We start from the raw sequence: 24,938 nt of genomic DNA, 5'->3' as shown, positions 1-24,938 counted from the left end.
CCCCGAATCTGGTTCTGACCTGCAGTTCCACCGCCGGGCGGCCACCGCGTTCGGCCGCTTGTGGCAGCGTTGCCTCGTCGTTCATCATGAGTCCGGGGTCCGCGAACATTCGTTCACGTCGAAGATCCAGGTGTCGGCCATGCTTCGGAACAACCGCGAGTCCGGAAGTGAACGCCATGCTGCTACCCGCCGCCGGGGCCACCTGATGGCCGCGGACCTGCCCGGCCTCGCCATCGTCGCGGGGCTGCTGCTCCCGGCCCTCGCCGCCGCGGCCTGGGCCATCACGCTCGAACGACGACCGCGCCACGCACCGGCTCCCCCCGAACCGGAGCCGGAGGCGGACTGGACGGTGGCCGGCATCCAAGCCCGCCTCCGCTTCGAACAGTCGGCACGCGGGCCGGCCGAGGCGCGGATGAGCACGCTGCCGACCCAGCCGATCCCGGAACAGCCCGGCCGCGAGTCCGCGCCGGACCAGCTGCCGTGGCGGGTGCCCCGCACCGTCCCACCGCGTCGCCCGCCGGCCGGCCGCGTCCTGGTGCCCCAGCTGGCGTTCGCGGCCCCGGACGGGGAGCTGCTGCGGCGCATCCTCGACGGCCTCCGCAAGCTGGACTAGCCTCACGACCCCAGCGCCGCGGGGGACTCCGCCTCCGGGATCAGCAGGCGGGGCGCGCCCGAGCCGTCGGCCGGGACCGACCAGACGTCCGCGTGGCCTGGCCCGCGGGGCACCCCGTAGCCGATCGTGTGGTCGTCGAGCCAGGCCGGCTGGTCGTCGACGCTGCGGGTCTCAGCCAGCGGCGTCACCTTCGCGCCCGCCAGGTCCAGCACCGACAGCCGCCAGCCGTGGGTCGGGTCGCCGTCCACCGCGGACTTGAACGCCACCCGCGTCCCGTCCGGGGACAGCGACGGGCACTCGACGTTCTCCCGCAGCGCGCGGACCGTGTGCGCGGTGAAGTCGCCCGCGACCAGGTAGCGGTGCCCGACCGTCGACATCGTCGCGTAGAAGTGGCGGTCGTCGCCGGTGAACGTGACGCCCCAGAAGTTGAGGTCGGCCGCCTGGTACGGCTTCCCGTCCAAGGTCACCGCGTAGTCCTCCAGCGTTCCGGCGAGGTCGCCGCTCACCGTGTCGAGGATCCCGGCGCGGGTCGAGAACATGCCGCCGTTGTAGGAATCGCCCGTGACGAACACCGTCCACGCGAGCATCCGGCCGCTCGCCGAGACCCGTGCCCGGTTCGGCAGCCCGACCAGCGGGATCTCCCGCTTGACCGCCAGTCCCGCGTCGAGCACGGCCAGCTGGTAGGTGGTCAGGTCGCCGTCCGGACGCAGGCAGAGCCCGGTGCCACCGGCGGCGTACACCCGGGTGCAGGACAGCGGCGACACCGTCCGCGGCCCGCCGGGATCGGTCGCCGCCACCGTGGCGACGTGCCCGCGGTCGGCGTCGGCCGTGCTGCGGAACAGCAGCCGCGGGCCGGGGGCCAGGCTCACCGCGCCGGCCGGGGTGACGTCGTGCCCGCGCGCACTGGCGAACCCGACGTACGCGACGGCCGTCCCGGCCAGCACGAGCACCCCGGCGACGGCGATCAGGACGCGCGCTTTCACGCGGCCCTCCGCGGGGAGAGCACCACGAACGTCACGGCGATCGCGCCCGCCGACGCCCCGGCCGCGAGCAGGCCGAGCTTCGCCACCGCGGACAGCGCGTAGCCGGCGCCCGCGACGACCTTGCGCCGCCGGACCCGGTCGGCGACGTAGCCGCCGACGATCCGCAGCAGCGCCGTCGCGCCGGTGTAGAGGCCGTCGACCAGGCCGTACACGGCCGGGCTGAGGTGCAACCCGAGCACCAGGTAGACCGGCAGGATCGCGGTGACCATCTCCGAGGAGACGTCGGTGACCATGCTGACGGCGCCGAGCGCGAAGACGTTCGCGCCGACCGCCGGGAACTTGCGCCGGGACACGGCCCCAGGATGCTCCCGGCGACCGATGGTGGACAGGTACACGCGGCTACTGCCAGACGTCGAGGATCGGCGACTTGCTCGCGGCGCCGCCGATGCCCGGCAGGCCGTAGGACGCCTCGATCGTGCGCAGCACCGTGTAGTGGTTGATCGACTCGCTGTAGCTGCCGACCTTGACGTTCGCGCCGGTGAACGTCGTGAAGATCTGGTTGACCGACGTGCCGCTGTCCTCGTCGAAGGTGACGATCAGCAGGCTGTTGTGCGTCTTCGCCCACTGGGCGTAGGCGTCGAGGTTGTTCTTCAGCCAGGTGTCGCCGGTGCCGACGCCGCAGTCGTGCATGTCGTTGCACATGTCCGGCGTCACGAAGGCGACGGTCGGCAGCTGGGTGAAGTCCGTGGGGAAGCTCGAGTACCGGACGTTGCTCGCGGCCGGGACGTTCGAGAAGTCCACCCAGCTGTTGTGCTTGCGCCGGTAGGTGCCACTGGAGCAGCCGGTGTAGCCGTCCGACGGCATCGCTTCGGAGTAGCCCTTGAACGTCTTGCCCGCGCCGATCAGCTGCTGGGCGAGATTGGCCTTGGCGCCGAGGTTGGCCGGGCAGATGTCGCCGACCACGCCCTGCGTCGTACCCGAGAAGAGGGCGACGTAGTTGGGCTGGCTCGGGTGCGTGATCGCGAAGGAGTTCGTGAACTTCGCGCTCTGGGCGGCGAGCGTGTTGAAGTAGGGCGCGCTGGAACTGCCGTTGATCGACGAGTACTTCTTGTTTTCGAACATCACCAGGACGATGTGGTCGAACGCCGGCACGGTCGACGCGGTGGGCCGGACAGCCGCGGGTTCGTCCGTTCCGGTGACGACGGCCGCGGTGACGACACCGGCCGTGACCAGAGTGGCGGCGGCGAACGCGGCGAAGATCCGCTTGCGGATCATGGGTCCTCCAGCACTGAGTGGGTGGGGCGCCTCATGATGCCCACGGCAGCGGGCCGGTTCGTGCCCTGCTGTGGTCCGGCTCGTGAACACCAGGAAACCTCCGGCGGACAACAGGAAGAGTGGGTTAACGGCCGTCCGGTGTCAACCTCCTTTGGTACTGTCCACAATGGCCGGTCAGGGCTCGGCGGCCGCTCGTAATCCGGTCGTCGCCCCCGCGCTCCGCCGCTACGCTCAGGCACCATGGACGAGCAGCTCATCGACCGGATCCGCGGCGCCCGGGCGGATCGCCGCGGGCATCTCGTGCCGGCTGCGGCGGCGTCCTCAAGATCGACCTCGTCCTTTTCGGACAGACGCTGGAAAGTGCCGTCCTCGGGCGCCGCTTTCGTGCTGCGTGAGGACATCGAGACCGTCGTCCCCGAAGTCCGCGCGGCGGTGACGCGGGTGGGAAACCCGTGATCCGCGACGCCCGCGAAGACGACTGGTCACAGATCTGGCCGATCATCCACGACGTCGTCACCGAGCAGCGGACGTTCGCCTACGACCCGGCCATGACCGAGCCCGAAGCCCGGCGGAGCTGGCTGCCGGCCCCGCCGGGCCGGGTGGTCGTCGCGCTCGACGGCGACCGGGTCACGGGGACCGCGAACATGTACGCCAACCGGCCGGGGCCCGGCAGCCACGTCGCGTCGGGCAGCCTGATGGTCGCGCGGGCGGCGCGGGGCGCGGGCGTGGGACGCGCCCTCGCCACCGACCTGATCGCCTGGGCCCGGCGCAGCGGCTTCGCGGCGATCCAGTTCAACGCCGTCGTCGACGTGAACGAAGCGGCGATCCGGCTCTACGAAAGTCTCGGGTTCGTGACGCTCGGAACGGCTCCGGGCGCGTTCCGCCACCCCGAGCTCGGGGACGTCGGGCTCCGCATCATGTGGCTGGATCTCCGGAGCTGATCTTGTTCGGCCGGATGTGCGGCTCCGCCGTGATACTTCCGATGTGCGGTCGCGGCCCGCTCAGCCTGCGTCCGCCGGGGTACCTGACGTAACCTTTGATGACGAAACCCGGACCCGGTCGGAAAAACCCGGTCGGCAGGAGGTCAGGATGACCCTTCGCAGCGTGCTCCTGGAAGACGAGGTCATCCTCTCCGTCGACGGCGTCTTCGACGGCGGGCTGGCGCCCACTTACCACCGCGCGATCGAAGACGCCTTCGCCGCCGGGGCCCGCCGCGTGGTCGTGGACCTCACGATGACCACGGCGGTCGACGGCGGCGGTGTCGCGGTCCTGGCCGCGACGGCGGCCGGCTGCGCGGCCCGCGACACCCACCTGATCATCGCCATGCCGGGGGGCGTCGAAGCCGAGATCCGGGACCCGGCGCAGGTCAGGCTGCTCCTGCGCAGCTTCGAGCCCTGGCAGGACGCGGGTTAGAGCCGAGTCTCAAACGCCCCAATGTGGCGTTGGGTGCGTTGGATGCACCGAACGCCACTTTGGGTGCGTTGGATGCACCGAACGCCACATTGGGGCGCATGACGCCGACCGGACGCCCGCGGCCCGCGGGCCCTCGGCCAACGTGTCCGGTCACCGCCCGACGTGTCCGGTGACCGCACTAGCGGACCCGCACCGTGAGCCGGAACCGGCGCAGTTCGCTCTCCGGCGCCCAAGCTCGCGTGTGCCGCGCCACCAGCGTCGTCTCGCCCGGCTGGTCCGCGTGCAGGACGAACCGGTGCTCGCCGGTGCCGCCGGCCCGGTCCGCCGCCGGGTGGAGGGTCTCCTCGACCACCCGCAGCGGCGGGTCCGGACCGTCCAGCACCCACTGGTAGCCCGTGCCCGCGTTCTCGGGCAACCGCAGCTCCAGCCGCTCGCCGGGCGCGACGTCCGCCGCCGCGCCGTCGGCTTCGAGCGTGATCACCCGCACGAGCTCACCAGAGGTAGATCTCGTGGATCAGGCCGTCGGCGGCCTCCGGATACGTGACCGATCCGGCCAGCCGGCCCGACGAAGCCAGCGCCAGCAGCGCCTCGTGCACGCTGTCGCTGTTCGTCGCGAGCCGTTTCCAGCCGATGCCGTCGACGTAGGCGTAGCCGTTGCGGTCGGCGTTGTTCGTCCAGAGGGCGAGGACCTTCTTGTTCGACTGCCAGGCCGCGGCGGTGGCGGCCGCGGCGGTCTGCGGCGCCCCCGGCGGGCTCAGCACCGGTTCGGCGCCCGGCTCCACCGTGACGGCGGTCGTCGTGGTGCTCAGCTGGTCGGGGGTGAGGGGCTGGGGCGCGTTGTCCGGGCTGGTGGAGGGAGCCACCGCCGCGGGCGCGTGGGACGGGCTGGTCGTTGCGGCCATCTCGGGGCTCCTAGAAGACGTAGGTCTCGATGATCGTGCCGTTGTTGTTGAACGCGTTGACCGGACGGCCACCCTGCTTCGCGGCGACCAGCTCGGTGAGCATCGCCTTGTTGATCACTTCGTCGTCCGCGGCGAGGTGCAGCCAGCCCAGGTCCTTCAGGTAGGCCCAGGTGTTGCGGTCCTGGTCGTTGCTCCACAGGCCCAGCACGGACGTCGAGCCGGTCCACGAGCGCAGGTTGACCGCGCCGATCTGCTCGACCTGCCAGGTCTCGATGCCGCATTCGCCGTAGGCGATCCGGAAGAAGCCCGCGTCACCCCAGCTGGTGTTCCAGCTGTTCTTCGCGATCCAGCAGCCCTGGCTGTCGTCGTAGCCCACCAGCGTCACGCAGTGCCCGCCGGCGAGCGCGCCGGTGACGTGCCGGTAGACGCCGGACTTGTACGAGAAGAAGTCCTGGTACACCAGGAAGCACGCGATGAGCGCGCCGCGCGCCGCGAGCTGCTCCTTCATCGCCGCCGGGTTGCCGGTCAGCGCGGTGTACGACGGCGTGGTCGCGAGCCGGTTCGGCCAGTCGGCGTTCAGCTTGGCGCCGGAGCGGTTGCGCGCGCTGTACGGGAAGTAGTCCTCGTAGGTGATGCCGACGTCGTGGCAGGCCTTCAGGGCCCGGTCGGGCATCCAGCCGGTGTCGCAGGTCGCGTTGTCGTTCGCGCCGTGGGTGTAGAACAGGTGCGCCTCGGACAGGTCGAGCCGCAGACCCGGCTGGCCGCGGGTGAACGCGGCGACCGTCTCCATCGTGGCCACCGTGCCGAAGGCGACGCAGGAGCCGCAGTCGCCCTGGTCCTTCACCGGGGTGACGTAGTTGGCGCCGCCCGCGTTGCGGCTGTCGAACTGCGCGGCCGCGCCGGCTCCCGAAACGGCGGTGGTGCGGGCGGCTTCGCCGGCGGCGAGGGACTTCGCCTGCGACTCCAGCTCACGCCGTTCGCTTTCCGGCGGCAACGGCACTCCCAGGCGGTGCCGGCGCTGGTCTTCTTCCAGGATGGTCATGGAGTTCTCGCCCATTACCCAGGGATGACCTTGGGCGGCGAGTTCGGTGCGGACCCGGTCGAGCTCGACCGGTGGTGCGGGGGTACCGGGATCGGCCATGATGACTCCCCTTCTCTGGCGGTCACGCGGCAGCAGCCGTGCCGGACTGTTGTACGCCTGCCGCGGCGATGGTCACCAGGGCCGTCATCCCTTTGCCGAGGAGCATTTTTGTAGCGGCCGAGAATAAATCTTCGTCAAGAGATCTCGGCTGCGGCGACGTTTTCGGGAACGGTTTCCCGCGTGGCGGTTCCGGAAAGTTCTTCGGCGAAGATGGTGTCGATCTTCCTGGCCGCGGTCCGCGGTTTCGCGACGCTCGCGACGAGCAGTGCCGGCGCGGCGGCGGTCCGGACGGGACGCGTGTCCATCCGGTACCAGGCTTGGCGTACCGCCCGCGCGGTGTGCGAAGAACGGGCCGCGCGAGGGCGGCGTGAACACTCAACCGGACACGGTCGTTATTGGTTCGAGGCTGAATTCGGGAAATGATTGCGAAACGCGGTCCTGATCGCCGGAAATAGCTTTCCGGTACCAGGTCCGTTCGGCTCAGTCGTTGCCGGGGCCCTTGCCTTTGCCCTTGGTGTTCGTCTTCTCCGGCTTCTCGGGTTTGACGAGCTTCGTCGGCCGAGTGGGGGAGACCGCGCTTTCTTGCGTCACGGCCGCGGGTCGCGGCGAAGCGGATCCGGTGGTGTGCGGCCGCGGGGCCGGGCTCCCGGACGCGGCGCCGGGCGCGGACGGCGAAGGCGCGGAAGTGGCCGCCGGGGAGTTCGCCGGCGGGGGTTGCGCCGGGGTGCTGGTCCCGGTTTCCTGCCCGGCCAGCAGCATCGCGGACGCGGCGGCGACCGCGGCGGCGGTCAGCCCGGCAGCGACGGCGATCCGGCGGTGCGCCGGGCTAGCGGCGGCCACCGGATCGCGACGCCGCCGCGGATGGTGCTCAGGGGATGCCGCGGGCAGCGTCGGCGCCGGGTCGTGGAGCAGCCGCAGCACCTCCGCCGCGGTGGGCCGATCGGCGGGCTCGCGCTGCGTCATCCGGCGGAGGAGGTGCGCCAGTGGCGCGGGCAGGTCGTCCGGAATCCGGGGCGGCCGGGTCAGCCGCGCCATCGCCGCTTCGACCATCGTGCCCGGGTACTCCCGTTGCCCGGTCAGGGACTCCAGGAGCATCAGCCCGAGCGCGTAGACGTCCGCGGGCGGTCCGGCGGGCTCGCCGCCGACCTGCTCGGGCGCCAGGTAGGCGGCGGTGCCCGGGACCAGGCCGGTGCCGGTGATGTGCGTCGTGTCGAGGGCGTGCGCGATGCCGAAGTCGCCGATCAGCGGGCCGTCCGCGGACAGGAACACGTTGGCGGGCTTCAGGTCCCGGTGGACGATCCGCCGCGAGTGCACGTGGGCCAGCGCCTCGGCCAGCCCGTCGGCCAGCGCGGTCACCTCGGCCACCGGCATCGGCCCGGAAAGCAGCCGCTCCGCCAGGTTTTCGCCCTCGACGAGCTGCATCACCAGGTAGGTCCGGCCGTTTTCGGTGCCGCTGTCCAGCAGTGTCACCACACCGGGGTGGGTGATGCTGCCCTGGATGCTCATCTCGCGCAGCCGGCGGCGCTGGTCGAGTGCCACCGCGTCCCGGTCGTAGATCTTGACGGCGACGTCGCGCGCGAGCCGCACGTCGTAGGCCCGGTAGACGCGGGCCGTGCCGCCGCTGCCGATCAGCTTGCCGACCTCGTAGCGGCCGGCCAGCAGCGCGGGCGGCCGCTCGTCGTCGAGGGCCTGGCGCGGGGCGACCGCGAACTCGCCGAGAGCGAAACGAGCGCACGTGACGTCGTCGTCCGCGTCGCTCATCGGCGGGCACTCCGTTCTGCCTGCTTCGTCGACCACGGGCCCGATGTACCCGGATCCGATGACCGGCAAACTTCCGAAGATCACGCCGAGGGTATCGCGAGAAGTGCCGCGATCGTGACACTTTCCGCCATGCTCAGTGCTTCGCGAACGCGTCCACACCGGTGAGCTGCGCCGACAGCGCCCACAGGCGCGCGGCCTGCTCGCGGTCGACGGCGTACCCGCGGACCCCGGAAGCGGCGAGACCTTCGACGTCCTCCGGCGCCGGCTCGGCGACGTCGCAGTCCTCGAGGTACAGCCCGCCGAGCCCGGCCAGCCGCGGCGAGGTCGCGGCCCAGACCGTGGTCGCCGCGCCCTGTTCCGGGGTCTTGAACTGCATCAGGATGTTGCCGGCTTCGTCGATCCAGCCGCGTTCGATCATTTCCGCCTTCGGCAGGTGGCGCTGCAGCGGCGTCATGATGCCGCCGGGGTGCAGCGCGAACGCGTGGACGCCCTTCCCGGCGCCCAGCTCGTCGAGCTGGACCGCGAAGAGCACGTTGGCGGTCTTGGCCTGCCCGTAGGCCGCCCACTTCTCGTACCCGCGGGTGAACTGGACGTCGTCCCACCGAATGGGCGAGTAGTGGTGCCCCCGCGAGGACAGCGAGACCACGCGCGCACCGTCGGCGATCGCCGGCCACAGCCGGTTGACCAGCGCGAAGTGGCCGAGGTGGTTGGTCGCGAACTGGGCTTCCCAGCCCGGGCCGACGCGGGTCTCGGGGCAGGCCATGATGCCCGCGTTGGCGATGAGGAGGTCGATCCGCCGGCCGGTCGCCAGGAAACGCTCGCTGAAGGCGCGGACGCTGTCGAGGTCACCGAGGTCGAGCTCGTCGACCTCGACGTTCGCGAGGCCGGCGAGGGCTTCTTCGGCGGTCGCGCGGCGACGGGCCGGGACGACGACGTGGGCGCCGGCGCCGGTGAGCGCGCGGGTGGTTTCGAGGCCGATCCCGGAGTACCCGCCGGTGACGACGGCGAGCTTGCCGGTGAGGTCGAGGCCGTCGATGGCTTCGGCGGCCGTGGTGGTGGCGCCGAAACCCGAGCCGATCTTGTGCTGTGCGGTGATCATTTTTCCGACCCTACGAGCTGGAGTGCACTCCAGCGCAAATCGCGGGCCGGGCCGAAACGGGGGACAATCGGGACGAGAGGCCCAGCCGACCCAGGGAAGGCTCTGATGTCCGACTTCTACGGGAACCAGCCCCAGGACGTCCGCCCGGGGATCGACGCGCGCCGGCTGTGGGCGGGCGGCGTGGCGACGGCGGTGGTCGCGGCCCTGCTCGCGGTGGTCGGGCTGCTGATCGCCCGCGGGATCTTCGAGGTCGAAGTGCTCGCCCCAAAAGGCGAAGGCGTCTGGGGCAACGCGAGCACCACGACGTACGCGCTGGTCGCCGCCGCGGTGGCCCTGCTCGCCACCGGGCTGATGCACCTGCTGAGCGTCGCGACCCCGGCGCCGTCGCAGTTCTTCGGCTGGATCATGGTGCTGATCACGCTGATCGCCGTGGTGCTGCCGCTGACCCTGGCAGTGGCGCCGAGCGCGAAGGTCGCGACGGCCGTGATCAACCTGGTGATCGGCCTGGCCATCGCCGCGGTGGTGAACAGCATGGCGGCCAGCGCCCGGACGCTGCACCGGCGCCGCACCCAGAGCACCGCACCGCCGCCGACCAAGCAGTGGCCGAACCCGCGGCAGGAGCCGCCGCCGACCCGCTACTACGACCGGTGACCATGGACATCCAGGAGACGAACCGGCGCGTGATCCGGCAGTTCCGCGCGGGCGGCGAGGTCGACGGCATGCACCGGGAGCGGCTGGTGCTGCTCACCACGACGGGCCGGCACACGGGGGAGCCCCGCACGGTCCCGATGATGGTCCACCGTGACGGCTCCCGGCTGCTGGTGGTGGCCTCGAACGTCGGGGCGGCGCGGCATCCGGACTGGTACCTGAACCTGGTGGACGACCCGAGGGTCACGGTGGAGGTGGACGACCGGAAGTTCGAGGCCGAGGCGCTGCCGCTGCTGGGCGCGGACTATGTGCGGACGTGGACCGAGCTGGAGAAGGAGTACCCGTTCTTCGCCGACCACCGCGCGAAGGCCAAGCAGGCCAAGCGGGTGATCCCGATCGTGGAACTGTCCGAAGAGGACTGACGCGCTACGGACTTGAACCGCGGCCGGCTACTTGCTCGCCACCCGGCGGTAGCGGGCCGTGGCCAGCGGGGCGAAGATCGCGATGATCGCCACGCAGCACAGGATCGAGTACAGCGCCGCGTGCTCCGCCGGCCAGCCCGACGGCGGGACGCCGAACCGGTTGCCGAACAGGTCCCTGGTCGCGTTGATCACCGCCGTGAACGGGTTCCAGTCCGCGATCGCCTTGAGGAACGCCGGCAGCGTGTCGGTGGGGACGAACGCCGACGAGATGAAGCTCAGCGGGAACATCCAGATCAGCCCGGCGCTCTGCGCGACCTCGACGCTGCGCGCCGCGAGGCCGATCAGCGCGCCGACCCACGTCAGCGCCCAGGCGAACATCAGTATCACCAGGTAGCCGAGCAGCGCGTCCCAGAAGCTGCCGCGGATCCGCCAGCCGACGAGCAGCCCGCACAGCGACATCACGATCAGCGCGACCACGCTGACCACGAGGTCCGACGTCGTGCGGCCGAGGATCACCGCGATCCGGGACATCGGCAGCGAGCGGAACCGGTCGATGATGCCCTTCTGCAGGTCGTTGGCGAAGCCGATGACGGTGAACGCCGAGTTGAACGCCACCGTCTGGGCGAAGATCCCGGCGATGAGGAACTCGCGGTAGGCCGCGCCGCCCGCCGCGCCGCCGATCGCGTTGCCGAAGACGTAGGCGAACAGCAGCACGAACATGATCGGCTGCAGCGTCGCGGCCATCAGCCAGTCCGGGTTGCGGCGGACGTTCGTCAGGTTGCGCCACGTGATGACGCCGCCGTCCGAGATGCCCTTCGCGAACGCGTTCATTTCGCCTCCCCGGCGGACTCGGTGGACTCGGCGCCGTGGCCGGTCAGGGACAGGAAGACGTCGTCGAGTGTCGGCCGGTGCAGGGCGACGTCCTGGACGGTGATGCCGCGGGAGTCGAGCCGGCGGAGGGCCTCGATGAGCGCCTTGGGGCCGGTGTCGACCAGGATTTCCGCGTGCCGCGTGTGGTCGTCGCCGCTCGGTTCGCCGGTGCCCACCTCGCGCAGGACGGCCAGGGTGGCCGGCAGGTCCGCGGCCGAGGCGACGACCAGCTCCAGGCGTTCGCCGCCGATCTGGGCCTTGAGCTCGTCGGCGGTGCCGTGCGCGATCACCCGGCCGTGGTCGATCACCACGATGGAGTCGGCCAGCTGGTCGGCCTCTTCGAGGTACTGCGTGGTCAGCAGCACGGTCGTGCCGTCGGCGACGAGCTCCTTGATGACCTCCCAGGTGTCGAGCCGCCCGCCCGGGTCGAGGCCGGTGGTGGGCTCGTCCAGCACGACGACGGTCGGCTCGGCGACCAGCGCGCCGGCCAGGTCGAGGCGGCGGCGCATCCCGCCGGAGTACCCCTTCGCCGGCCGGTCGGCGGCCTCCTCGAGCCGGAACCGCGCGAGCAGCTCGCGGGCGCGCGAGCGGGCGGCCGCCTTCGGCCTGCCGTAGAGCCGCCCGACCATGTAGAGGTTCTCGAAGCCGGTGAGGTTCTCGTCGACGGCCGCGTACTGGCCGGACAGCCCGATCCGGCGCCGCACCTGGTCCGGCTCGGCCAGCACGTCGTACCCGGCCACGCGCACCTCGCCCGAGTCGGGCCGCAGCAGCGTGGTCAGGATGCGGACGGTGGTGGTCTTCCCCGCGCCGTTCGGGCCGAGCAGGCCGAGCACCCGCCCGGCCGGGATGTCGAGGTCGACGCCGTCGAGCGCCCGGGTCGAACCGTAGGTCTTGACGAGCCCGCGTACCTGGACGGCGTTGTCCGGCTCCGGTGATGGCATGACGGCTCCTTCTGTGGCAGCCGTCAAGCTAGACCACACTGTCCGGTTTGTCCTGCGGGTTTCTCCCTGGGTCCCCTCAATTCGCCGAAAGCGTGACGGCGAACTCCGGCGGCGTCCGCAGCGACTGGAAGACCACGCAGTAGCGCTCGGTCAGCTTCTTCAGCGTGGCGAGCTCTTCTTCGCCGGCGTCGGTGTCCAAGGCGAACGACAGCCGGATCGCGCGGAAGCCCACCGGCGCGTCTTTCGCCACGGCGAGGGTGCCGCGGAAGTCGAGGTCGCCTTCGGCGCGGACACGCCCGCCGCGCACGGTCAGCCCGAGCGACGTCGCGACCGCCCGCAGCGTCACCCCGGCGCACGCGACGAGTGCCTCGAGCAACATGTCACCTGAACAGGCGAGGGTGCCGTCGCCTCCGGTCGCCGGGTGCAGCCCGGCCTCGACGATCGCGCGGCCGGTCTCGACCTTGCAGGAGATGCCGAGGCCGTCGAGCGCGGCGTCGGCGTGCAGGGTGACGAGCGCGCTCTCCGGCCGTTCCCGGTACTGCTCCTTCAACGGCGTCTGGACCGCGCGCAGCTCTTGGGCATCCATACGCCGATTCTGCTCCTGAACGCGCCGAAGCGGGGAAGCCGGTTTCCCGGCCTCCCCGCCTCAGCGGTTCAGCGGTTCAGCGGTTCAGCGTCAGCTCAGCGTGACGGCGGCGTCGTCGATGACGAACGACGTCTGCAGGGAGCTGTCCTCCACGCCGGTGAACTTCAGCGAGAGGGTGCCGCCGGCGGCCGACGAGACGTCGACCGTCTTGAGGACGTACCCGGAGGCCTTGTTCAGGTTGGAGTAGCTGGCCAGCGTGGTGCTGCCGTTGGTCACGGTCAGCTTGTCGTAGGCGGTCGAGGTGGACGTCTCCGCCGTGTCGATGTGCAGGTAGAACGTCAGCGTGGCGTGGCAGCCCGCCGGGATGCTCACCGACTGCGCGAGCGAGTCGGTGTGCGCCGAGCCGTAGCCGTCGAGCCAGGCGTTGTAGGTGCCGCCGTGCGCCGGCTGGTCGGAGCCGTTCTGCCCGATGACGCCGCTGCTCGCGGTCCAGCCGGTGCTGCCCGATTCGAAGCCGGCGTTGGCCAGCTTCTGGCCGGAGCAGCCCGTGGTGGTGCCGACGGTCCACGTGAACGACGCCGTCCCGGTCTTGTTCGCCGCGTCCTTCGCCGTCACCGTGACGTTCGAGGTGCCCGCGGTGGTCGCGGTGCCCGAGATCGTGCCGGTGGAGGCGTTGATCGACAGGCCGGCCGGCAGGCCGGTGGCGGACCAGGCGTACGGCGCGGTGCCGCCGCTGGCCGAGAGCGTCAGGTTCACCGAGCCGCCGGTGGTGGTCGACTGGTTGCCCGGGTTGGACACGGTGACCGTGCCGGTCGCCGAGCAGGTCGGGTCGGCCGACTGCGCCGGCACGCTGATCGCGTCCCAGGCCGCCTTGACGGTGTTGAACTCGGCGCAGCTGCCCGGGAACAGGTTCTTCGCCGCGGTCAGCGTCCAGGTGCGGTACTTCAGGTACGAGGCGCCCGAGGTCTTGAGCAGCATCGCGTTGTAGAAGATCTTCATCGCGCTCTGCACGCCCAGCCCGGTGACCGTGGAGCTGTTGCACGTGGCGCTGGTCGGCTGCCCGTTGGTCGGGTTCGTGCCCTCGGCCAGCAGGTAGAACCAGTGGTTGCCCGGCCCGGCCGCGGCGTGCACCTCGGTGTTCGGGATCGAGCTGTCGTAGCAGTTCTTGTCACCCAGCGCCGACGGGTTGTACATGTTGCGGATCGGGCCGCTGCCGACGAGGTTGATCGTCTCGCCGACGAGGAAGTCCGGCGTGTCGTACGGCGACGACTCGTTCGCGAACCATTCGGTGGAGGCGCCGAACACGTCCGCGACGAACTCCTGCGTGCCGCTGCCCGAGATGCCGCCCGGGGTGTGGTCGTCGATGCCGTGGCCGAGTTCGTGCGCGACGACGTCGAGCGAGCTGATCCACTGGCCGTTGGTGTTCTTGCCGATCTGGACCTGGCTGCCGTCGTAGTAGGCGTTCTGGTCGTTCAGGCCGACGCGGATCGGCCAGCCGCCGCCGCTGCCGTCGAAGCCGTTGCGGCCCAGCCACTGCGTGAGCATCTTCTTCTCGGTCTGCGCGGCGAACAAGGCGTCGACGCAGCCGGTCTCGCGGCTGGTGGCGTTGCCGGTGCCCCAGGCGTCGTCAGGGCCGCTGAACGTGGTGTTGTTGGCCGCGTCCTGGCAGCTGACGTTCGTGAGGGTCGGGTCCTTCAGCGAGTACGTGCTGCCGGACTGCGTGGTGTCGAGGGTCACCGGGCCGTTCCACCCGCTGTTGCCGGTGCCGTGCACGACGTGCTCCTGGGTGTGGAGCACCTTGCCGGTGGCGGCGTCGACGATGACGTCGAGCTTGCTCGGCCCTTCGGCGTCGCGGCCGAGGACGGTGCTCTTCCACGCCAGTTTCGGCGTGCCGAGCGCGAAGACGACCTGCTGGGCGGCGCCCACGCTGTCCACGGTGGACAGCTGCTGCCGCGCGGTCGCCTCGGCCGCGGCCTTCGACACGCTCGCGGTCGTGGAGGCGAGGTCGATGGTCTGGTCCTGCGCGACGGAGGTGCCCAGCACCTGGCCCGTCGAGTCGGTCGCCACCACGAAGTCGCCGCCCACCACGGGCAGGCCCTTGTAGGTGCGCTCGTACGGGATGTACTTCAGCCCGTTCGTGGCGGAAATCGCTTTCTGGGCCACGAAGACGTCGTCCGCGCCGGCGTGCAGCGCGGCGGGCTTGCTCGCCACGAGACCGGCGGCCGCGTTCACGGCCATGGTCTGGGCGTCCTGGACGGCGTTCGGGGTGGCGGGCTGGGCTTGGGCGGTGTTGGCCGTGCACAGCGCGGCGACGAGCACGCCGCTCGCGGCCAGGACGACAGGACGTCTCAGATGCATCGAAGGAGCTCCTCCGGGCAGGGCGAACCGGCCCGGTGTCAGGCCGGGCCGAGAACGGGGACGACGGGGAAAATGGTGCGGCTTAGCGGAAATCAGCATCCGGTGCCGAAGGCTCGTGAACAAGCGACGAACGTACGGTCTTATCGGTAAGTAGCAATACGTTACAAAAAGGATATTCACCGCTATTGGGATCGGGAGGCGGACCGTCCACTCAGGACCGGACCGGCATCACCGCCGTTCGGCCGATCTTCGCTGCGTCCGAACGACGAAGGGCCCCTTCGCCGCGGATCGGCGAAGGGGCCCTTCGGTGGTACTGGGGTCAGGCGGTCGTCTCGCGCTTCGGGAGCTTCCACCCCGGGCGCACGAAGTGGCAGGTGTACCCGTTCGGGATGCGCTGCAGGTAGTCCTGGTGCTCCGGCTCGGCCTCCCAGAAGTCGCCCACCGGGCTGAGCTCGGTGACGACCTTGCCTGGCCACAGCCCGGACGCGTCGACGTCGGCGATCGTGTCCTCGGCGACCCGCTTCTGCTCGTCGTTCTCGAAGTAGATCGCCGAGCGGTAGCTCAGGCCGATGTCGTTGCCCTGGCGGTTCTTCGTGGTCGGGTCGTGCACCTGGAAGAAGAACTCCAGCAGATCGCGGAAGGTGGTCCGCGCGGGGTCGTAGATCACCTCGATGGCCTCGGCGTGCGTGCCGTGGTTGCGGTAGGTCGCGTTGGGCACGTCGCCACCGCTGTACCCGACCCGGGTCGAAACGACCCCGGGCTGGCGGCGGAACAGCTCCTGCATCCCCCAGAAGCAGCCGCCGGCCAGGACGGCCCTTTCGGTTGACGTGGTCACGGCGTCACTCCTTCTCCTCGTGCGGTGCTACCGCCTGTACAACTTCCGCGGACCACCGATGATTCCAGGCGGGGGTTACGGAAGCCTGACGTCACCCGGCCCGCAGCTTCGCGAGCGTGAGCACGTCGCCGCCGATGCCCCAGCCGCCGTCGGCGACCTCCTCGACCAGCACCATCGTGTTCCCGCGGGCGCGGTCGCCGTAGATCTCGGCGTAGAGGTCGGTGGTGCGGGTGACGAGCAGCTCCTTCTGCTTCGGGGTGAGCGTGCCGGCGGGGACCTTGAAGTTGGCGAACGGCATGGCGGACATCCTTCGGTATCGATGTTGTCGTGTTGACGTAATCGACGCTAACACGATCTATGGATCAGCGCTACCGTTTCCTTGATATCGACGATAACGCCTGCTAGCGTCGCTACCGTGGACCTGAGAACGCGGATCCTGGAGGCGGCCGCCGACCTGCTTTCGCGGTCGGCCGAGGCCGACTTCTCCACGCGGGCGGTCTGCGAGGCCGCCGGAGTGGGCGCGCCGGCGCTGTACCGGCACTTCGGCGACAAGGAAGGGCTGCTCGCCGCCGTCGTCGACCACGGGTTCGAGGCGTACCTGGCGGGAAAGCGAGCCGCGAAGCCGTCCGGCGACCCGGTGCGCGACCTGCGCGAGGGCTGGGACAACCACGTCGCGTTCGCGCTCGACCACCCGAACTACTACCGCGTGATGTACGCGGGCCTGCCGACGCCGCCCGGCGCGGCGGCCGAGGCGCACGACCTGCTGCTCGCGGTGCTGGAGCGCTGTGCGGCGGCGGGGCGGCTCAAGCTGGCGCCGTCGCTCGCCGCGCAGATGGTCATGGCGGCCAACGCCGGGGTCGCGCTGTCGCTGATCACCCGGCCGGCGCACTATCCCGATCCCGGGTTCTCGGCCCGCGTCCGGGAGAGCGTGCTGGCCGGCATCCTCGCCGAGGAGCGCGCGGACCCGGACGACGCCGTGGCGACGACGGCGACGACGCTGGGCGCCCTGCTGCGCAAGACGGCGCCGGCGGAGTTGAGTGCGGCCGAGGCGACGTTGCTGCAGGAGTGGCTGGCGCGGCTCACTATCCACAGTGGACGCTGAGCCGGACGGCCGCGCCGGGCTGGGCCGTCTGCCGGGGCAAACGGCCCCTTGTGTCACAAGTGGTTTCTTCCTCGTCACGCACGGTCCACGGCCGGGCCGGGAATGGGACGATGGTCCGGGCCGGCCACGAGGAGGCGCGATGCCCGACCAGGACGGAACCGTTTCGGGACGAACCAGGGGCGTGCTGGTCGTCGAAGCCCGTGGCGAGCGGGGCCTCACCGCCGTGCTGCGGGGGCCGACGGTGCTCGAAGCCGCCATCTGCGAACTGCCGGCGCCGCACCTGCTGGTCGTCGACCTCACCATGCTGACGTACCTGTCGGCGCGCGGAACCCAGGCGCTGCTTCAGGCCGTGAAGCGGTGCCGGCATCGCGGCATTGCCGCATGCCTGATCGCGAGGCCCGGCGGCGTGGTCGACCGGGTGGTGTGGTCGACCGGTCTCGCCGAGGTGGTGCCGGTGTTCCCGAACCGGCTGACCGCGATCGCCGCGTCTCAGCCCACCGAAGTGCGGTGGTTGCCGAACTGACCGCGCGCACCCACGCCGTGGCGTCTTCGCCGAGCGGGGCTATTCGCCGCGCATCGAGCGGCGGATCTCGGCCAGCCGGTCACGGGCCGCCTGGTCGCGGTCGGCGATCTTCTTGTCGAGTGCTTCGGCCGTGTTCTCCGTGCCGAGCCCGGCCAGCTCCGCCGAGCCGAGCGACGTCGTGTACCGGTTCTCGATCTTGTCCCGAATGAAGCCGAAACTGGGCGCGCCGCCTTCGCTGTAGTCCGGCTCCGGCAGCGGCAGGGCGGGGATCGCCAAGGCGGCGGTGGGGGTGTCGTCGACGATCTCGCCGTCCACGACGTTCGGGTCGTCTCCGGGGTTGCTCATCTTTACGACTTTAGCGCCGGAGCGGTGCGGCAGTGGGTAATTCGGCCGTGGGGCGGCGCGGCGCGGTGGGGAATCCTCGACGCGCACAGCCGGTGTCCGGAGGGAGCAGACCATGAGTGCCGGGGCCTACCACGCCGAAACGGCGGAAATGGGGACGGTCGTCAAGGCGGTCGAAGACGTCGGGGCGTCCTTCCTGTCGGCGACCCGCGACCTGGAAAGCCTGGTGCTGGACGCGTTGTCGTTCGCCGGGATCGGCAGCGGGGTCGCCGCCGCGAACTCGGCGTTGCACTCACAGCTCGGGACGGCGCTGCAGCGGCTCTTCCGGCTGATCGGCGCCGTGAACCAGAACGTCCAGACGGCCGCGGACGGCTACCGGGCCGCCGACGCCGACGTCGCCCAGGCCTACGGCGGCGGACACGAAGCCACTCAGGGCGGCGGCGCGGCTGCCGCGGCGGCGCCACGGCAGCTCGATCCCCGCGTCGTCGAGTCGATCATGCGGTCCGAAGGCGCGACCGGCGAACAGGGCGGGGTGCCCGAGGCCTACGGCTTCCGGCGGAACATGCACAACGGCTACGACCGGATCATCGCCGCGCGCGAGCAGTACGGGATCGGCAGCCCCGAAGAACGCGCGGTCGTCGCCGACCTGATGACGGCCAACGCGCGCACGGCGGGCGCGCTCAACTTCACCGATCCCGGCACCCAGGCCGCGATCATGTCCGGCGCCCACATGCGCGGCGCCGGCGGGGTCCGCGCGATCCTCAACCACATGGCGGGCGAGGACATCGTGCGGAGCTCCCGCACGCTCGGCGACGCGACGATCCAGCACATCCAGGGGCTGACCCCGGAGCAGTTCCAGCAGGAGTTCCGCGACGCCCGCGTCGAGTACGACCGGCAGATCTACGGCGGGACGACGACCACCCAGGGCGGCCACACGCAGAACTGGTGGGACCGCTACGGCACCGGCCTGACCCGGCGCTACGACCGCGAGCAGAACGAGTTCCTCGGGCTTTCCCGGCTTCAGGACTGACTCGCGATACCGACTCGCGATTCGAAGATCGGGGGACTGGGCACCCTACATCGTGTAGCCGAACGACAACGGGAGGCACACGATGAACCGGAGGATGATCGCACTACTGGGCGGGGTCGCCGCGATGGCGGGGACCGTGGCGTTCGCGGGAACGGCCGAAGCGGCATCCACGCCGTGCAGCGCCGAAGCGAAGGCCTGCGTCCAGCGCGGTGCCAATACCGCGTGGCTGACGGACGGCGCGGGACACGTCACCTATGGGGGCGTCCCCATCACCGTCGGACTGCCGAAGTACCCGACCCCGCTCGGGAAGTTCCACGTGCAGTACAGGGACATCGACCACTACAGCAAGCAGTACAATGGGCCGATGCCCTACTCGGTGTTCTTCACCACCACCGGGGTCGCGTTCCACCAGGGCAGCCTGAAGGTCAAGTCCCACGGGTGCGTGCACCTTTCGCACGCGGCAGCGGTGAAGTTCTACAACACGCTGCGCCCGGGTGACGTCGTCGAGGTCGTGCGCTGATCCGTCCGTTGTGGACGGTCGAGAAGCGCGCCGGTGACGGCGCCGAACACCAGGTGATCCAGGATCTGCGGCCCGCGCGGCAAGGCCCGCACAGCGGGGTGGCCGCGGGCCGCGATCCCGAGATCCAGCGCCGCGATCGCCAGCCCGGCCACCGCGCCGCCGCCGGCACCGAGCCGGTGGCGGCGCGCGGCCGCGGCGAGCACGGCGGTCCAGACGGCGCTCACGGCGACGTGCGCGATCAGCCCGGCGGCGACGCCGGGCCGGTCGCGCCGTCCGGGGAGCAGGGTGCCCGCCGCGCGGGTCGCGGCCAGGACGTCCCGGCCGGTGAGCAGGGCGTGCACGGTCGACGGTATCCCGCTCACCACGGCGGCGACGGCCCCTGCACGTGCCGCTCCCGCCGACGTCATTCGTCCGGGCTGACGGCCGCCAGGTAGGCGGCGACGCGGATCCGCAGCCCGCGGACGTGGGGGAGCGCGATGGTGAACGTCCGGGCCGGCCGGTATCCCGGCCACGGATCGCCGTGGGCGCACGGCCCGGCGAAGTAGACGAAGTCGTCTTCGTCGTCATAGCGGCCCAGTGACCAGAGCCGCGCGTCGCCCGATCCCTCGGCCCGCGCGAGCCAGTAGGCCTCGTGCTTCATGACTCGAGCGAGCTGTCGCGCGAACCGCGGCAGGTCGGCCTCCGGCAGGCCGAGGCCGTGGCCGCTCCAGACCCGCGGGGCGCGTTCCGGCGTGCGCGCGGAGCAGCCGAAGGTGACCGCGCCGTCGGCGTACCGGCGGGTCCAGCGGCAGTTTTCCGTTGCGAGTGCGGAGAAGTCGGATCCGCCGATGATCTCCAGCGTCATGGGAAAACGATAGGGCGATCAAGCGCCGCGGGGTAACCGCCGCGCGGGTGTCGAGCACTGGACGAGTAGTGTATACAGTATCCAGTAGGCTACCGTGGGTCATGTATTCAGTCGCCGACCCCACGACACACCGTTCGGTCTCGGCGAACACCTGAAACCGGGCTAATCGGGTCATTCGGGCAGCTTGGTAGCTCGCTGCCGCAGCTAACTGCCCGGCCTTGGTCATTCGAGGCCAAGAAGCCCCTCGTGGCCACCCCTCGTCAAAGACTTGCCGGAACCCTGCCGGGTAGGGGGTGGGGTCGGTGTCTTAACAGCTTTAACACATCCCGAAGCAACGGCCTGACCTGCGGCATCTCCGGCGTTGCTCTGTTCGGTCGATTGCGGCTGAGTCGATCACCGTGTCGAATAATCGCCTACAGGGATTAATCGCCGTTAGGAGCTGGCTGTGCACTGGGGGTCCGTGCTCGAAGAAGGCGGTGCGGGGATGGTCCGCCCGTACTTCCGCACCCATGGCCGTACCCGGCCGACGCGGGATCTGCCCGTCGAGACCTTGGTTTCGACCACGCCGCGGGGGCGGGCCGTGGTGCGGGGGAGCTCGCAGGAGGAGTCGGAGATCTGCGTGCTGTGCCGCACTTCGCAGTCCGTCGCGGAAGTGGCCGCGCGGCGGCGGATTCCGCTCGGCGTCGCGCGGGTCCTGCTGTCCGATCTGGCCGACCGCGGGCTCGTCGCCGTGCACACCGCGAAGATCGGCGCGGGCAACCGGCCCAGCCTCGACCTGATGAAGCGCATTCTTCACGGCCTCAGCACGCTGTGAACTCCCGGACCAGCCTGGCGAACTCCGCCGGCTGGTCCAGCGGCAGCAGGGTGTAGCTGTCGGCCACCTCGACGAGCTTTCCCTTGGGCAGCAACGCGGCCAGCCGCCTGCCGTGCTCCGGTGGCATCACGCGGTCTTCGCGCGCCCAGACGACGAGGGCCGGGCGGTCGAAGCCGGTCAGCCGCTCGGCGACCGCCAGCAGGAACCCCGGCGAAGCGGCGGCCGCCGCCCGGAGGACGCGGACCGTGTCACGGCGGATGGCGGCCTGGCTCAGCACCGGCTGGACCCAGCGGCGCGTTGCCGCGTCGCCGCGCTTCGTCAGCCAGCCGAACGCGATCGGCAGGCGCCGGACCGGCCGCAGCCGCATCTGCTGCATGAACACCCCGAACAGGCCCGGCGAGAGCTTCCCCGAGAAGACCAGCGTCTTGCCGGTGAGCCCGGGCGGGAAGTTGTCGAACGCGTCGCACGAAGCGAGCACCACGCGGCTCACGCGCGAAGCGCCGTCCGCCATGAGCAACTGCACCAGCGCGCCGCCCGTGTCGACGCCGGCGAGCGTGACCTCCCGCAGGTTCAGGCGGTCGAGGAACTCCGCGAGCAGCCGGGCGATTCCGGGCAGCGACAGGTCGGCGTCGTCCCGCATCGGGTGCCGGTGTGCGCCCAGTGGCAGGGTCGGGACCACGCACCGGTGGTCGGCGGCCAGGTCCGCGACTGGGCCGTCCCACAGCGAGCCGTCCATCAGCAGCCCGTGGACGAAGACGACGACCGGGCCCGGCCCGCCCGTGTCGGTGTATTCGACGGTTCCCGCGGACAACTCGACCTGCATCCCGGCCTCCCAGTGGCGTCCCCCGGCCAGAAGTGAACCACGTGGTTCGCAAACTGTCGAGGAGAGCCGTCAGGGCGCGGCTTCCTCCCGCTCGACCGCGCGGAGCAGCGCCTCGAACCCGGCTGCCGCGCCGTCGTCGTTCGGGCTGGTCAGCAGGTCCACGAGGAAACCGCGCAGGGTCGCGAGGACCATCTCGGCCACCTCGAGCTTCCGCCGCTCCGGCCAGTGCGCCGGGCAGAACGAGATCAGCGCCGGCAGGTACTGCTGCGACGCGCCGCGGCCGAGCGCCGCGTACCGGCCGGGGTCGTACATCGCCAGGCCCATCGCCTGGTCGAGGACGCGCCGCAGCTGCGACTCCTCGTCGCGCAGGCTGTGCCAGGCGGCGCGGACCCGGGCGGTCAGCGTCGACGGCTCCGCGGCGACGGCCGCCAGCGCGTTGCCGATCCGCCGCTCGCGCAGTTCGACGACCACCTGCCGGAGCAGGTCTTCGGCGCCTTCGAAGTGGTAGAGCAGCACCTTGTGCGTCGTCCCGGCCGCCCGCGCGGCGCGCCGCAGCGAGAAGTCCACCAGGCCGTTCTCGGCGACGTCGTCGGTGATCTTCGCCAGCAGTTCCCGGCGCCGGGCCTCGCCGCGGGGTGATCCGGCCGACCGCCGGTAACCCGCCCGGGCCGGTTCGTCGGTAGCGTTGTCCACACCGGACAGCTTGGCACGGGGAGGGGAGGACGATGCGGGTGCTGGTGACCGGCGGCAACGCCGGGATCGGGTACTTCGCCGTCGAGCAGCTGGCTTCGGCGGGCGCGGAGGTGGTGATCGGCGGTCGCGATCCGGCCAAGGCGGAAGCCGCGGCGGCGTCGATCCGGTCGCAGGTCGCCGGGGCCAAGGTCAAGCACGTCCGGATGGACCTCGCCGACCTTGGCTCCCTCGAAGCGGTGGACACCGGCGAGCTCGACGCCGTCGTCTGCAACGCCGGGGTGGCGCTCGACGCGCCGCCACGACGCGAGACCGCCGGCGGCCACGAGCTGATGTTCGGCACCAACCACCTCGGCCACTTCGCGCTGGTCGCCCGGCTGATTCCGGTGCTGACGGCGGACGCGCGCATCGTCACCATCGGCAGCTTCGCCGCGAAGACCGCGAAGCTCGACTTCGCCGACCTCCAGAGCGAGCGCGGCTACCACCCCAAGCGCGCCTACGGGCGGTCCAAGCTGGCCCAGATGCTGTTCGCGCTCGAACTCGACCGGCGGCTGCGGGCGGCGGGCTCGAAACGCCTGAGCGTGCTCGCCCACCCGGGCGGCGCGCTCGACTCGCTGACGCCGTCACGGCCGCGGGTGCACGCCCGCACCGCCGGGCAGTGGCTGCGTGGCCTGCCGGCCCGCGCGGTGCTGCACGGCAAGGACGCCGGCGCGCGCCCCGCCGTCCGCGCGGTGCTCGGCCCGGACGTGGCCGGCGGGCAGCTGTGGGGGCCGCGGGTGTTCGGCCTGCGCGGCAGGCCACGGCTCGAACCCCGCTGGGCGAACCTGACCGACGACGCGGCCGCCGCGCGGCTGTGGGCGGAGAGCGTCACGCTGACCGGTCTGGAGCCACGGGCCTGACCGGTCGGCCATGGCCGGGTTTGACCCGGACCGCGCTCCGGGTTGCACGATCGGGGTCATGACCGAACTGGACGACTACCGGCCGCTGGGCCGCTCCGGGCTGCGCGTCTCGCCGCTGACGCTGGGCGCGATGACCTTCGGCACCGGATCCTTCTGCGCCGACGACGGCGCCGCCCGCGAAATCTTCCGCGCCTACGTCGACCGCGGCGGCAACTTCGTGGACACCGCGGACAACTACAGCGCGGGCCGCAGCGAAGAACTGGTCGGCGAATTCCTCCGCGACGTCGACCGCGACGACGTCGTCCTCGCCACCAAGTACTCCGGGCCCGACTTCAGTGGCGGTGAACCGCGGTCCGACCCCCGCCGCCGCAGCAACGGGCGCAAGAACATGATCGCGTCCCTGGAGGCGTCGCTGCGGCGGCTGCGCGTCGACCACGTCGATCTGTACTGGCTGCACATCTGGGACGGCTTCACCCCGGCCGAAGAGGTGATGGCGGCGTTCGGCGACCTGGTGCGCGCCGGGAAGATCCGCGCCGCCGGGCTGAGCGACGTCCCCGCGTGGTACGCGACGAAGGCCGCGATGCTCGGCGGCCCGCCGGTGACGGCGCTGCAGCTGGAGTACTCCCTGGTCGAGCGCGCGATCGAAGCCGAATACGTGCCCCTGGCGCGGGAATTCGGCATCGCGATCCAGCCGTGGGGCGCGCTCGGCGGCGGGTTCCTCACCGGCAAGTACACCCGCGACGGCGCCGGCACCGGCCGGCTCGCGGGCCCGGACGCGGCCGCCTTCCGCGCGCTGCCCGAAGCCCGCTGGGCGGTGCTGGACGCGGTCCGCGAGATCGCGGCCGAGGTGGGCGCGACCCCGGCGCAGGTGGCGCTGCACTGGGTGACGCGCTGGCCGTCGACGCCGGCGCCGCTGATCGGCGCGCGTTCGCCGGCGCAGCTGGCCGACACCCTCGGCGCGCTCGCCCTGGAGTTGAGCGACACCCAGCTGGACCGGCTGACGGAGGTGAGCACGGTGCCGTCGCCGTTCCCGCACGGCATCCTGGCGCGGCTCAACGCGGGCTTGCCGACCTGATCCTCCACTGTGGACACCCGCCCGGCATGCGCCCCAATGTGGCGTTTGGGTGCGTTGGATGCACCGAACGCCCAAGGCCGGGTAGTTGAGGATTCCTCTGCCGCGCAAAGCGGTCAACGGAACAGCCGTGAATGGCTCATTGAGGGACTCTATGTCCCTCAATGCGACATTCACGGCCGTGGGCGAGCACCTGAAACCGGGCCAATCGGGCCAATCGGGCAGCTTGACAGCTCGCTGCCGCAGCTAACTGCCCGGCCTTGCCCGAACGCCACATTGGGTGCGTCCAACGCACCCAAAGCCACATTGGGTGCGTCCAACGCACCCAACGCCACATTGAGGTTTTCTCAGTAGCGTCCGTGGTGTTCGTGGTGGGTGAGGACGAGTGCTGCTTGGACGATCGGGCCGATGCGGTGGGGGCAGAGGCTGATG

General features: G+C 71.1%; 32 protein-coding genes and 1 pseudogene. 13 read left to right on the top strand and 20 right to left on the bottom strand.

Going from position 1 to position 24,938, the window contains the following annotated elements; genetic code table 11:
* Positions 1-139 precede the first annotated feature (139 nt).
* A complete protein-coding gene (locus tag AB0M82_RS40595; RefSeq protein WP_364734129.1) occupies positions 140-613 on the top strand; it encodes a hypothetical protein in 474 nt (157 codons plus the stop codon).
* A gap of 2 nt (positions 614-615) precedes the next feature.
* On the opposite strand, the gene AB0M82_RS40590 is transcribed toward AB0M82_RS40595, so the two are convergent.
* The 3 genes and pseudogenes from AB0M82_RS40590 to AB0M82_RS40580 all read right to left on the bottom strand — a co-directional run bounded on the left by AB0M82_RS40590 (position 616) and on the right by AB0M82_RS40580 (position 2,871).
* Positions 616-1,596, bottom strand: coding sequence for a hypothetical protein (locus AB0M82_RS40590; RefSeq protein ID WP_364734127.1), 981 nt, complete (start codon positions 1,594-1,596; stop codon positions 616-618).
* Between the two features lie 32 nt (positions 1,597-1,628).
* Positions 1,629-1,949, bottom strand: a pseudogene (locus tag AB0M82_RS40585) (MFS transporter); the annotation flags it as partial.
* A 46-nt stretch (positions 1,950-1,995) separates the two neighbouring features.
* On the bottom strand, positions 1,996-2,871 hold the full coding sequence (locus tag AB0M82_RS40580; protein WP_364734125.1) for an alkaline phosphatase family protein: 876 nt from the start codon (positions 2,869-2,871) through the stop codon (positions 1,996-1,998).
* A 240-nt stretch (positions 2,872-3,111) separates the two neighbouring features.
* On the opposite strand from AB0M82_RS40580, the gene AB0M82_RS40575 reads away from it, so the two are divergent.
* From AB0M82_RS40575 to AB0M82_RS40565, 3 genes are all read left to right on the top strand, one after another.
* A complete protein-coding gene (locus tag AB0M82_RS40575) occupies positions 3,112-3,327 on the top strand; it encodes a hypothetical protein (RefSeq protein ID WP_364734123.1) in 216 nt (71 codons plus the stop codon).
* The gene (locus tag AB0M82_RS40570) at positions 3,324-3,812 is read left to right on the top strand and encodes a GNAT family N-acetyltransferase (protein ID WP_364734121.1); all 489 of its coding nucleotides are present in this window, start codon (positions 3,324-3,326) and stop codon (positions 3,810-3,812) included. The genes AB0M82_RS40575 and AB0M82_RS40570 overlap by 4 nt, the downstream gene beginning before the upstream one ends.
* Before the next feature lie 148 nt (positions 3,813-3,960).
* Positions 3,961-4,284, top strand: coding sequence for an STAS domain-containing protein (locus tag AB0M82_RS40565; RefSeq protein ID WP_364734119.1), 324 nt, complete (start codon positions 3,961-3,963; stop codon positions 4,282-4,284).
* Between the two features lie 178 nt (positions 4,285-4,462).
* On the opposite strand, the gene AB0M82_RS40560 is transcribed toward AB0M82_RS40565, so the two are convergent.
* The 6 genes from AB0M82_RS40560 to AB0M82_RS40535 form a co-directional block, all read right to left on the bottom strand.
* Positions 4,463-4,771: a protease inhibitor I42 family protein gene (locus tag AB0M82_RS40560; protein ID WP_364734117.1), complete on the bottom strand. Its 309-nt coding sequence runs from the start codon at positions 4,769-4,771 to the stop codon at positions 4,463-4,465.
* 4 nt (positions 4,772-4,775) lie between these two features.
* Entirely contained in the window at positions 4,776-5,186 is a 411-nt protein-coding gene (locus tag AB0M82_RS40555) for a hypothetical protein (RefSeq protein WP_364734115.1), read from the bottom strand.
* Between the two features lie 10 nt (positions 5,187-5,196).
* The gene (locus tag AB0M82_RS40550) at positions 5,197-6,327 is read right to left on the bottom strand and encodes a C1 family peptidase (protein ID WP_364734112.1); all 1,131 of its coding nucleotides are present in this window, start codon (positions 6,325-6,327) and stop codon (positions 5,197-5,199) included.
* A 134-nt stretch (positions 6,328-6,461) separates the two neighbouring features.
* Positions 6,462-6,632: a hypothetical protein gene (locus AB0M82_RS40545; protein WP_364734110.1), complete on the bottom strand. Its 171-nt coding sequence runs from the start codon at positions 6,630-6,632 to the stop codon at positions 6,462-6,464.
* A gap of 175 nt (positions 6,633-6,807) precedes the next feature.
* On the bottom strand, positions 6,808-8,088 hold the full coding sequence (locus AB0M82_RS40540) for a protein kinase (RefSeq protein WP_364734108.1): 1,281 nt from the start codon (positions 8,086-8,088) through the stop codon (positions 6,808-6,810).
* A gap of 133 nt (positions 8,089-8,221) precedes the next feature.
* A complete protein-coding gene (locus tag AB0M82_RS40535; RefSeq protein ID WP_364734107.1) occupies positions 8,222-9,187 on the bottom strand; it encodes an SDR family NAD(P)-dependent oxidoreductase in 966 nt (321 codons plus the stop codon).
* Between the two features lie 105 nt (positions 9,188-9,292).
* Between AB0M82_RS40535 and AB0M82_RS40530 the strand changes: the two genes are divergently transcribed.
* Positions 9,293-9,838, top strand: a complete 546-nt coding sequence (locus AB0M82_RS40530; RefSeq protein ID WP_364734105.1) for a DUF6069 family protein — start codon at positions 9,293-9,295, stop codon at positions 9,836-9,838.
* Between the two features lie 2 nt (positions 9,839-9,840).
* Positions 9,841-10,257: a nitroreductase/quinone reductase family protein gene (locus tag AB0M82_RS40525; protein WP_364734197.1), complete on the top strand. Its 417-nt coding sequence runs from the start codon at positions 9,841-9,843 to the stop codon at positions 10,255-10,257.
* Between the two features lie 27 nt (positions 10,258-10,284).
* Here the strand turns inward: AB0M82_RS40525 and AB0M82_RS40520 are convergent, their stop codons facing one another.
* The 6 genes from AB0M82_RS40520 to AB0M82_RS40495 form a co-directional block, all read right to left on the bottom strand.
* A complete protein-coding gene (locus AB0M82_RS40520; protein WP_364734103.1) occupies positions 10,285-11,088 on the bottom strand; it encodes an ABC transporter permease in 804 nt (267 codons plus the stop codon).
* Complete coding sequence (locus tag AB0M82_RS40515) at positions 11,085-12,068, bottom strand: ATP-binding cassette domain-containing protein (protein WP_364734101.1); 984 nt, start codon at positions 12,066-12,068, stop codon at positions 11,085-11,087. Before AB0M82_RS40515 ends, AB0M82_RS40520 begins: the two co-directional genes overlap by 4 nt.
* A 76-nt stretch (positions 12,069-12,144) precedes the next feature.
* Positions 12,145-12,654: an OsmC family protein gene (locus AB0M82_RS40510; RefSeq protein ID WP_364734099.1), complete on the bottom strand. Its 510-nt coding sequence runs from the start codon at positions 12,652-12,654 to the stop codon at positions 12,145-12,147.
* Between the two features lie 90 nt (positions 12,655-12,744).
* Positions 12,745-15,012 (bottom strand): M4 family metallopeptidase, encoded by a 2,268-nt coding sequence (locus AB0M82_RS40505; protein ID WP_364734097.1) that lies wholly within the window; start codon positions 15,010-15,012, stop codon positions 12,745-12,747.
* A 319-nt stretch (positions 15,013-15,331) separates the two neighbouring features.
* Positions 15,332-15,847: a peptide-methionine (S)-S-oxide reductase MsrA gene (gene msrA, locus AB0M82_RS40500; protein WP_364734095.1), complete on the bottom strand. Its 516-nt coding sequence runs from the start codon at positions 15,845-15,847 to the stop codon at positions 15,332-15,334.
* 91 nt (positions 15,848-15,938) lie between these two features.
* Positions 15,939-16,145 carry a 4-oxalocrotonate tautomerase family protein gene (locus tag AB0M82_RS40495; protein ID WP_364734093.1) on the bottom strand — a complete coding sequence of 69 codons (207 nt, stop codon included), beginning with the start codon at positions 16,143-16,145 and terminating at the stop codon, positions 15,939-15,941.
* A gap of 117 nt (positions 16,146-16,262) precedes the next feature.
* Between AB0M82_RS40495 and AB0M82_RS40490 the strand changes: the two genes are divergently transcribed.
* The gene (locus tag AB0M82_RS40490) at positions 16,263-16,949 is read left to right on the top strand and encodes a TetR/AcrR family transcriptional regulator (protein WP_364734091.1); all 687 of its coding nucleotides are present in this window, start codon (positions 16,263-16,265) and stop codon (positions 16,947-16,949) included.
* Between the two features lie 181 nt (positions 16,950-17,130).
* The gene (locus AB0M82_RS40485) at positions 17,131-17,472 is read left to right on the top strand and encodes an STAS domain-containing protein (RefSeq protein WP_364734089.1); all 342 of its coding nucleotides are present in this window, start codon (positions 17,131-17,133) and stop codon (positions 17,470-17,472) included.
* Between the two features lie 39 nt (positions 17,473-17,511).
* Here AB0M82_RS40485 and AB0M82_RS40480 read toward each other — a convergent pair whose 3' ends face one another.
* On the bottom strand, positions 17,512-17,817 hold the full coding sequence (locus AB0M82_RS40480; protein WP_364734087.1) for a hypothetical protein: 306 nt from the start codon (positions 17,815-17,817) through the stop codon (positions 17,512-17,514).
* A 112-nt stretch (positions 17,818-17,929) separates the two neighbouring features.
* Here AB0M82_RS40480 and AB0M82_RS40475 point away from each other — a divergent pair, with 112 nt between their 5' ends.
* Both AB0M82_RS40475 and AB0M82_RS40470 read left to right on the top strand, forming a co-directional pair.
* The gene (locus AB0M82_RS40475) at positions 17,930-18,844 is read left to right on the top strand and encodes a hypothetical protein (protein WP_364734085.1); all 915 of its coding nucleotides are present in this window, start codon (positions 17,930-17,932) and stop codon (positions 18,842-18,844) included.
* An 82-nt stretch (positions 18,845-18,926) separates the two neighbouring features.
* Positions 18,927-19,364, top strand: coding sequence for a L,D-transpeptidase (locus tag AB0M82_RS40470; protein WP_364734083.1), 438 nt, complete (start codon positions 18,927-18,929; stop codon positions 19,362-19,364).
* On the opposite strand, the gene AB0M82_RS40465 is transcribed toward AB0M82_RS40470, so the two are convergent.
* Positions 19,319-19,771 carry a hypothetical protein gene (locus tag AB0M82_RS40465; RefSeq protein WP_364734081.1) on the bottom strand — a complete coding sequence of 151 codons (453 nt, stop codon included), beginning with the start codon at positions 19,769-19,771 and terminating at the stop codon, positions 19,319-19,321. The genes AB0M82_RS40470 and AB0M82_RS40465 overlap by 46 nt on opposite strands.
* Positions 19,768-20,208, bottom strand: coding sequence for a hypothetical protein (locus tag AB0M82_RS40460; protein ID WP_364734079.1), 441 nt, complete (start codon positions 20,206-20,208; stop codon positions 19,768-19,770). Before AB0M82_RS40460 ends, AB0M82_RS40465 begins: the two co-directional genes overlap by 4 nt.
* 445 nt (positions 20,209-20,653) lie before the next feature.
* On the opposite strand from AB0M82_RS40460, the gene AB0M82_RS40455 reads away from it, so the two are divergent.
* Positions 20,654-21,022, top strand: coding sequence for a DUF742 domain-containing protein (locus AB0M82_RS40455; protein WP_364734077.1), 369 nt, complete (start codon positions 20,654-20,656; stop codon positions 21,020-21,022).
* On the opposite strand, the gene AB0M82_RS40450 is transcribed toward AB0M82_RS40455, so the two are convergent.
* Both AB0M82_RS40450 and AB0M82_RS40445 read right to left on the bottom strand, forming a co-directional pair.
* On the bottom strand, positions 21,009-21,845 hold the full coding sequence (locus AB0M82_RS40450) for an alpha/beta hydrolase (protein ID WP_364734076.1): 837 nt from the start codon (positions 21,843-21,845) through the stop codon (positions 21,009-21,011). The two genes, AB0M82_RS40455 and AB0M82_RS40450, sit on opposite strands and share 14 nt — an antisense overlap.
* A 69-nt stretch (positions 21,846-21,914) precedes the next feature.
* Positions 21,915-22,538, bottom strand: coding sequence for a TetR/AcrR family transcriptional regulator (locus AB0M82_RS40445; protein WP_364734074.1), 624 nt, complete (start codon positions 22,536-22,538; stop codon positions 21,915-21,917).
* A gap of 32 nt (positions 22,539-22,570) precedes the next feature.
* On the opposite strand from AB0M82_RS40445, the gene AB0M82_RS40440 reads away from it, so the two are divergent.
* Positions 22,571-23,434: an SDR family NAD(P)-dependent oxidoreductase gene (locus AB0M82_RS40440; RefSeq protein ID WP_364734071.1), complete on the top strand. Its 864-nt coding sequence runs from the start codon at positions 22,571-22,573 to the stop codon at positions 23,432-23,434.
* Between the two features lie 58 nt (positions 23,435-23,492).
* A complete protein-coding gene (locus AB0M82_RS40435) occupies positions 23,493-24,509 on the top strand; it encodes an aldo/keto reductase (protein ID WP_364734068.1) in 1,017 nt (338 codons plus the stop codon).
* Positions 24,510-24,938 lie beyond the last annotated feature (429 nt).

This window comes from Amycolatopsis sp. NPDC051128 (assembly GCF_040682715.1).
Lineage (GTDB): Bacteria > Actinomycetota > Actinomycetes > Mycobacteriales > Pseudonocardiaceae > Amycolatopsis.
Note: the sequence above shows the minus strand (reverse complement) of the source record. Positions and strands in the feature narration are given on the sequence as shown.

What these genes read in the sequence shown, in the direction of transcription:
- AB0M82_RS40520 (WP_364734103.1), bottom strand. Translation starts at nt 11,088, where the DNA reads ATGAACGCGTTCGCGAAGGGCATCTCGGACGGCGGCGTCATCACGTGG.
- AB0M82_RS40580 (WP_364734125.1), bottom strand. Translation starts at nt 2,871, where the DNA reads ATGATCCGCAAGCGGATCTTCGCCGCGTTCGCCGCCGCCACTCTGGTC.
- AB0M82_RS40440 (WP_364734071.1), top strand. Translation starts at nt 22,571, where the DNA reads ATGCGGGTGCTGGTGACCGGCGGCAACGCCGGGATCGGGTACTTCGCC.
- AB0M82_RS40530 (WP_364734105.1), top strand. Translation starts at nt 9,293, where the DNA reads ATGTCCGACTTCTACGGGAACCAGCCCCAGGACGTCCGCCCGGGGATC.
- AB0M82_RS40435 (WP_364734068.1), top strand. Translation starts at nt 23,493, where the DNA reads ATGACCGAACTGGACGACTACCGGCCGCTGGGCCGCTCCGGGCTGCGC.
- AB0M82_RS40535 (WP_364734107.1), bottom strand. Translation starts at nt 9,187, where the DNA reads ATGATCACCGCACAGCACAAGATCGGCTCGGGTTTCGGCGCCACCACC.
- AB0M82_RS40515 (WP_364734101.1), bottom strand. Translation starts at nt 12,068, where the DNA reads ATGCCATCACCGGAGCCGGACAACGCCGTCCAGGTACGCGGGCTCGTC.
- AB0M82_RS40575 (WP_364734123.1), top strand. Translation starts at nt 3,112, where the DNA reads ATGGACGAGCAGCTCATCGACCGGATCCGCGGCGCCCGGGCGGATCGC.
- AB0M82_RS40540 (WP_364734108.1), bottom strand. Translation starts at nt 8,088, where the DNA reads ATGAGCGACGCGGACGACGACGTCACGTGCGCTCGTTTCGCTCTCGGC.
- AB0M82_RS40450 (WP_364734076.1), bottom strand. Translation starts at nt 21,845, where the DNA reads ATGCAGGTCGAGTTGTCCGCGGGAACCGTCGAATACACCGACACGGGC.
- AB0M82_RS40565 (WP_364734119.1), top strand. Translation starts at nt 3,961, where the DNA reads ATGACCCTTCGCAGCGTGCTCCTGGAAGACGAGGTCATCCTCTCCGTC.
- AB0M82_RS40595 (WP_364734129.1), top strand. Translation starts at nt 140, where the DNA reads ATGCTTCGGAACAACCGCGAGTCCGGAAGTGAACGCCATGCTGCTACC.
- AB0M82_RS40460 (WP_364734079.1), bottom strand. Translation starts at nt 20,208, where the DNA reads ATGACGCTGGAGATCATCGGCGGATCCGACTTCTCCGCACTCGCAACG.
- AB0M82_RS40550 (WP_364734112.1), bottom strand. Translation starts at nt 6,327, where the DNA reads ATGGCCGATCCCGGTACCCCCGCACCACCGGTCGAGCTCGACCGGGTC.
- AB0M82_RS40525 (WP_364734197.1), top strand. Translation starts at nt 9,841, where the DNA reads ATGGACATCCAGGAGACGAACCGGCGCGTGATCCGGCAGTTCCGCGCG.
- AB0M82_RS40480 (WP_364734087.1), bottom strand. Translation starts at nt 17,817, where the DNA reads ATGAGCAACCCCGGAGACGACCCGAACGTCGTGGACGGCGAGATCGTC.
- AB0M82_RS40555 (WP_364734115.1), bottom strand. Translation starts at nt 5,186, where the DNA reads ATGGCCGCAACGACCAGCCCGTCCCACGCGCCCGCGGCGGTGGCTCCC.
- AB0M82_RS40545 (WP_364734110.1), bottom strand. Translation starts at nt 6,632, where the DNA reads ATGGACACGCGTCCCGTCCGGACCGCCGCCGCGCCGGCACTGCTCGTC.
- AB0M82_RS40510 (WP_364734099.1), bottom strand. Translation starts at nt 12,654, where the DNA reads ATGGATGCCCAAGAGCTGCGCGCGGTCCAGACGCCGTTGAAGGAGCAG.
- AB0M82_RS40475 (WP_364734085.1), top strand. Translation starts at nt 17,930, where the DNA reads ATGAGTGCCGGGGCCTACCACGCCGAAACGGCGGAAATGGGGACGGTC.
- AB0M82_RS40470 (WP_364734083.1), top strand. Translation starts at nt 18,927, where the DNA reads ATGAACCGGAGGATGATCGCACTACTGGGCGGGGTCGCCGCGATGGCG.
- AB0M82_RS40505 (WP_364734097.1), bottom strand. Translation starts at nt 15,012, where the DNA reads ATGCATCTGAGACGTCCTGTCGTCCTGGCCGCGAGCGGCGTGCTCGTC.
- AB0M82_RS40465 (WP_364734081.1), bottom strand. Translation starts at nt 19,771, where the DNA reads ATGACGTCGGCGGGAGCGGCACGTGCAGGGGCCGTCGCCGCCGTGGTG.
- AB0M82_RS40495 (WP_364734093.1), bottom strand. Translation starts at nt 16,145, where the DNA reads ATGCCGTTCGCCAACTTCAAGGTCCCCGCCGGCACGCTCACCCCGAAG.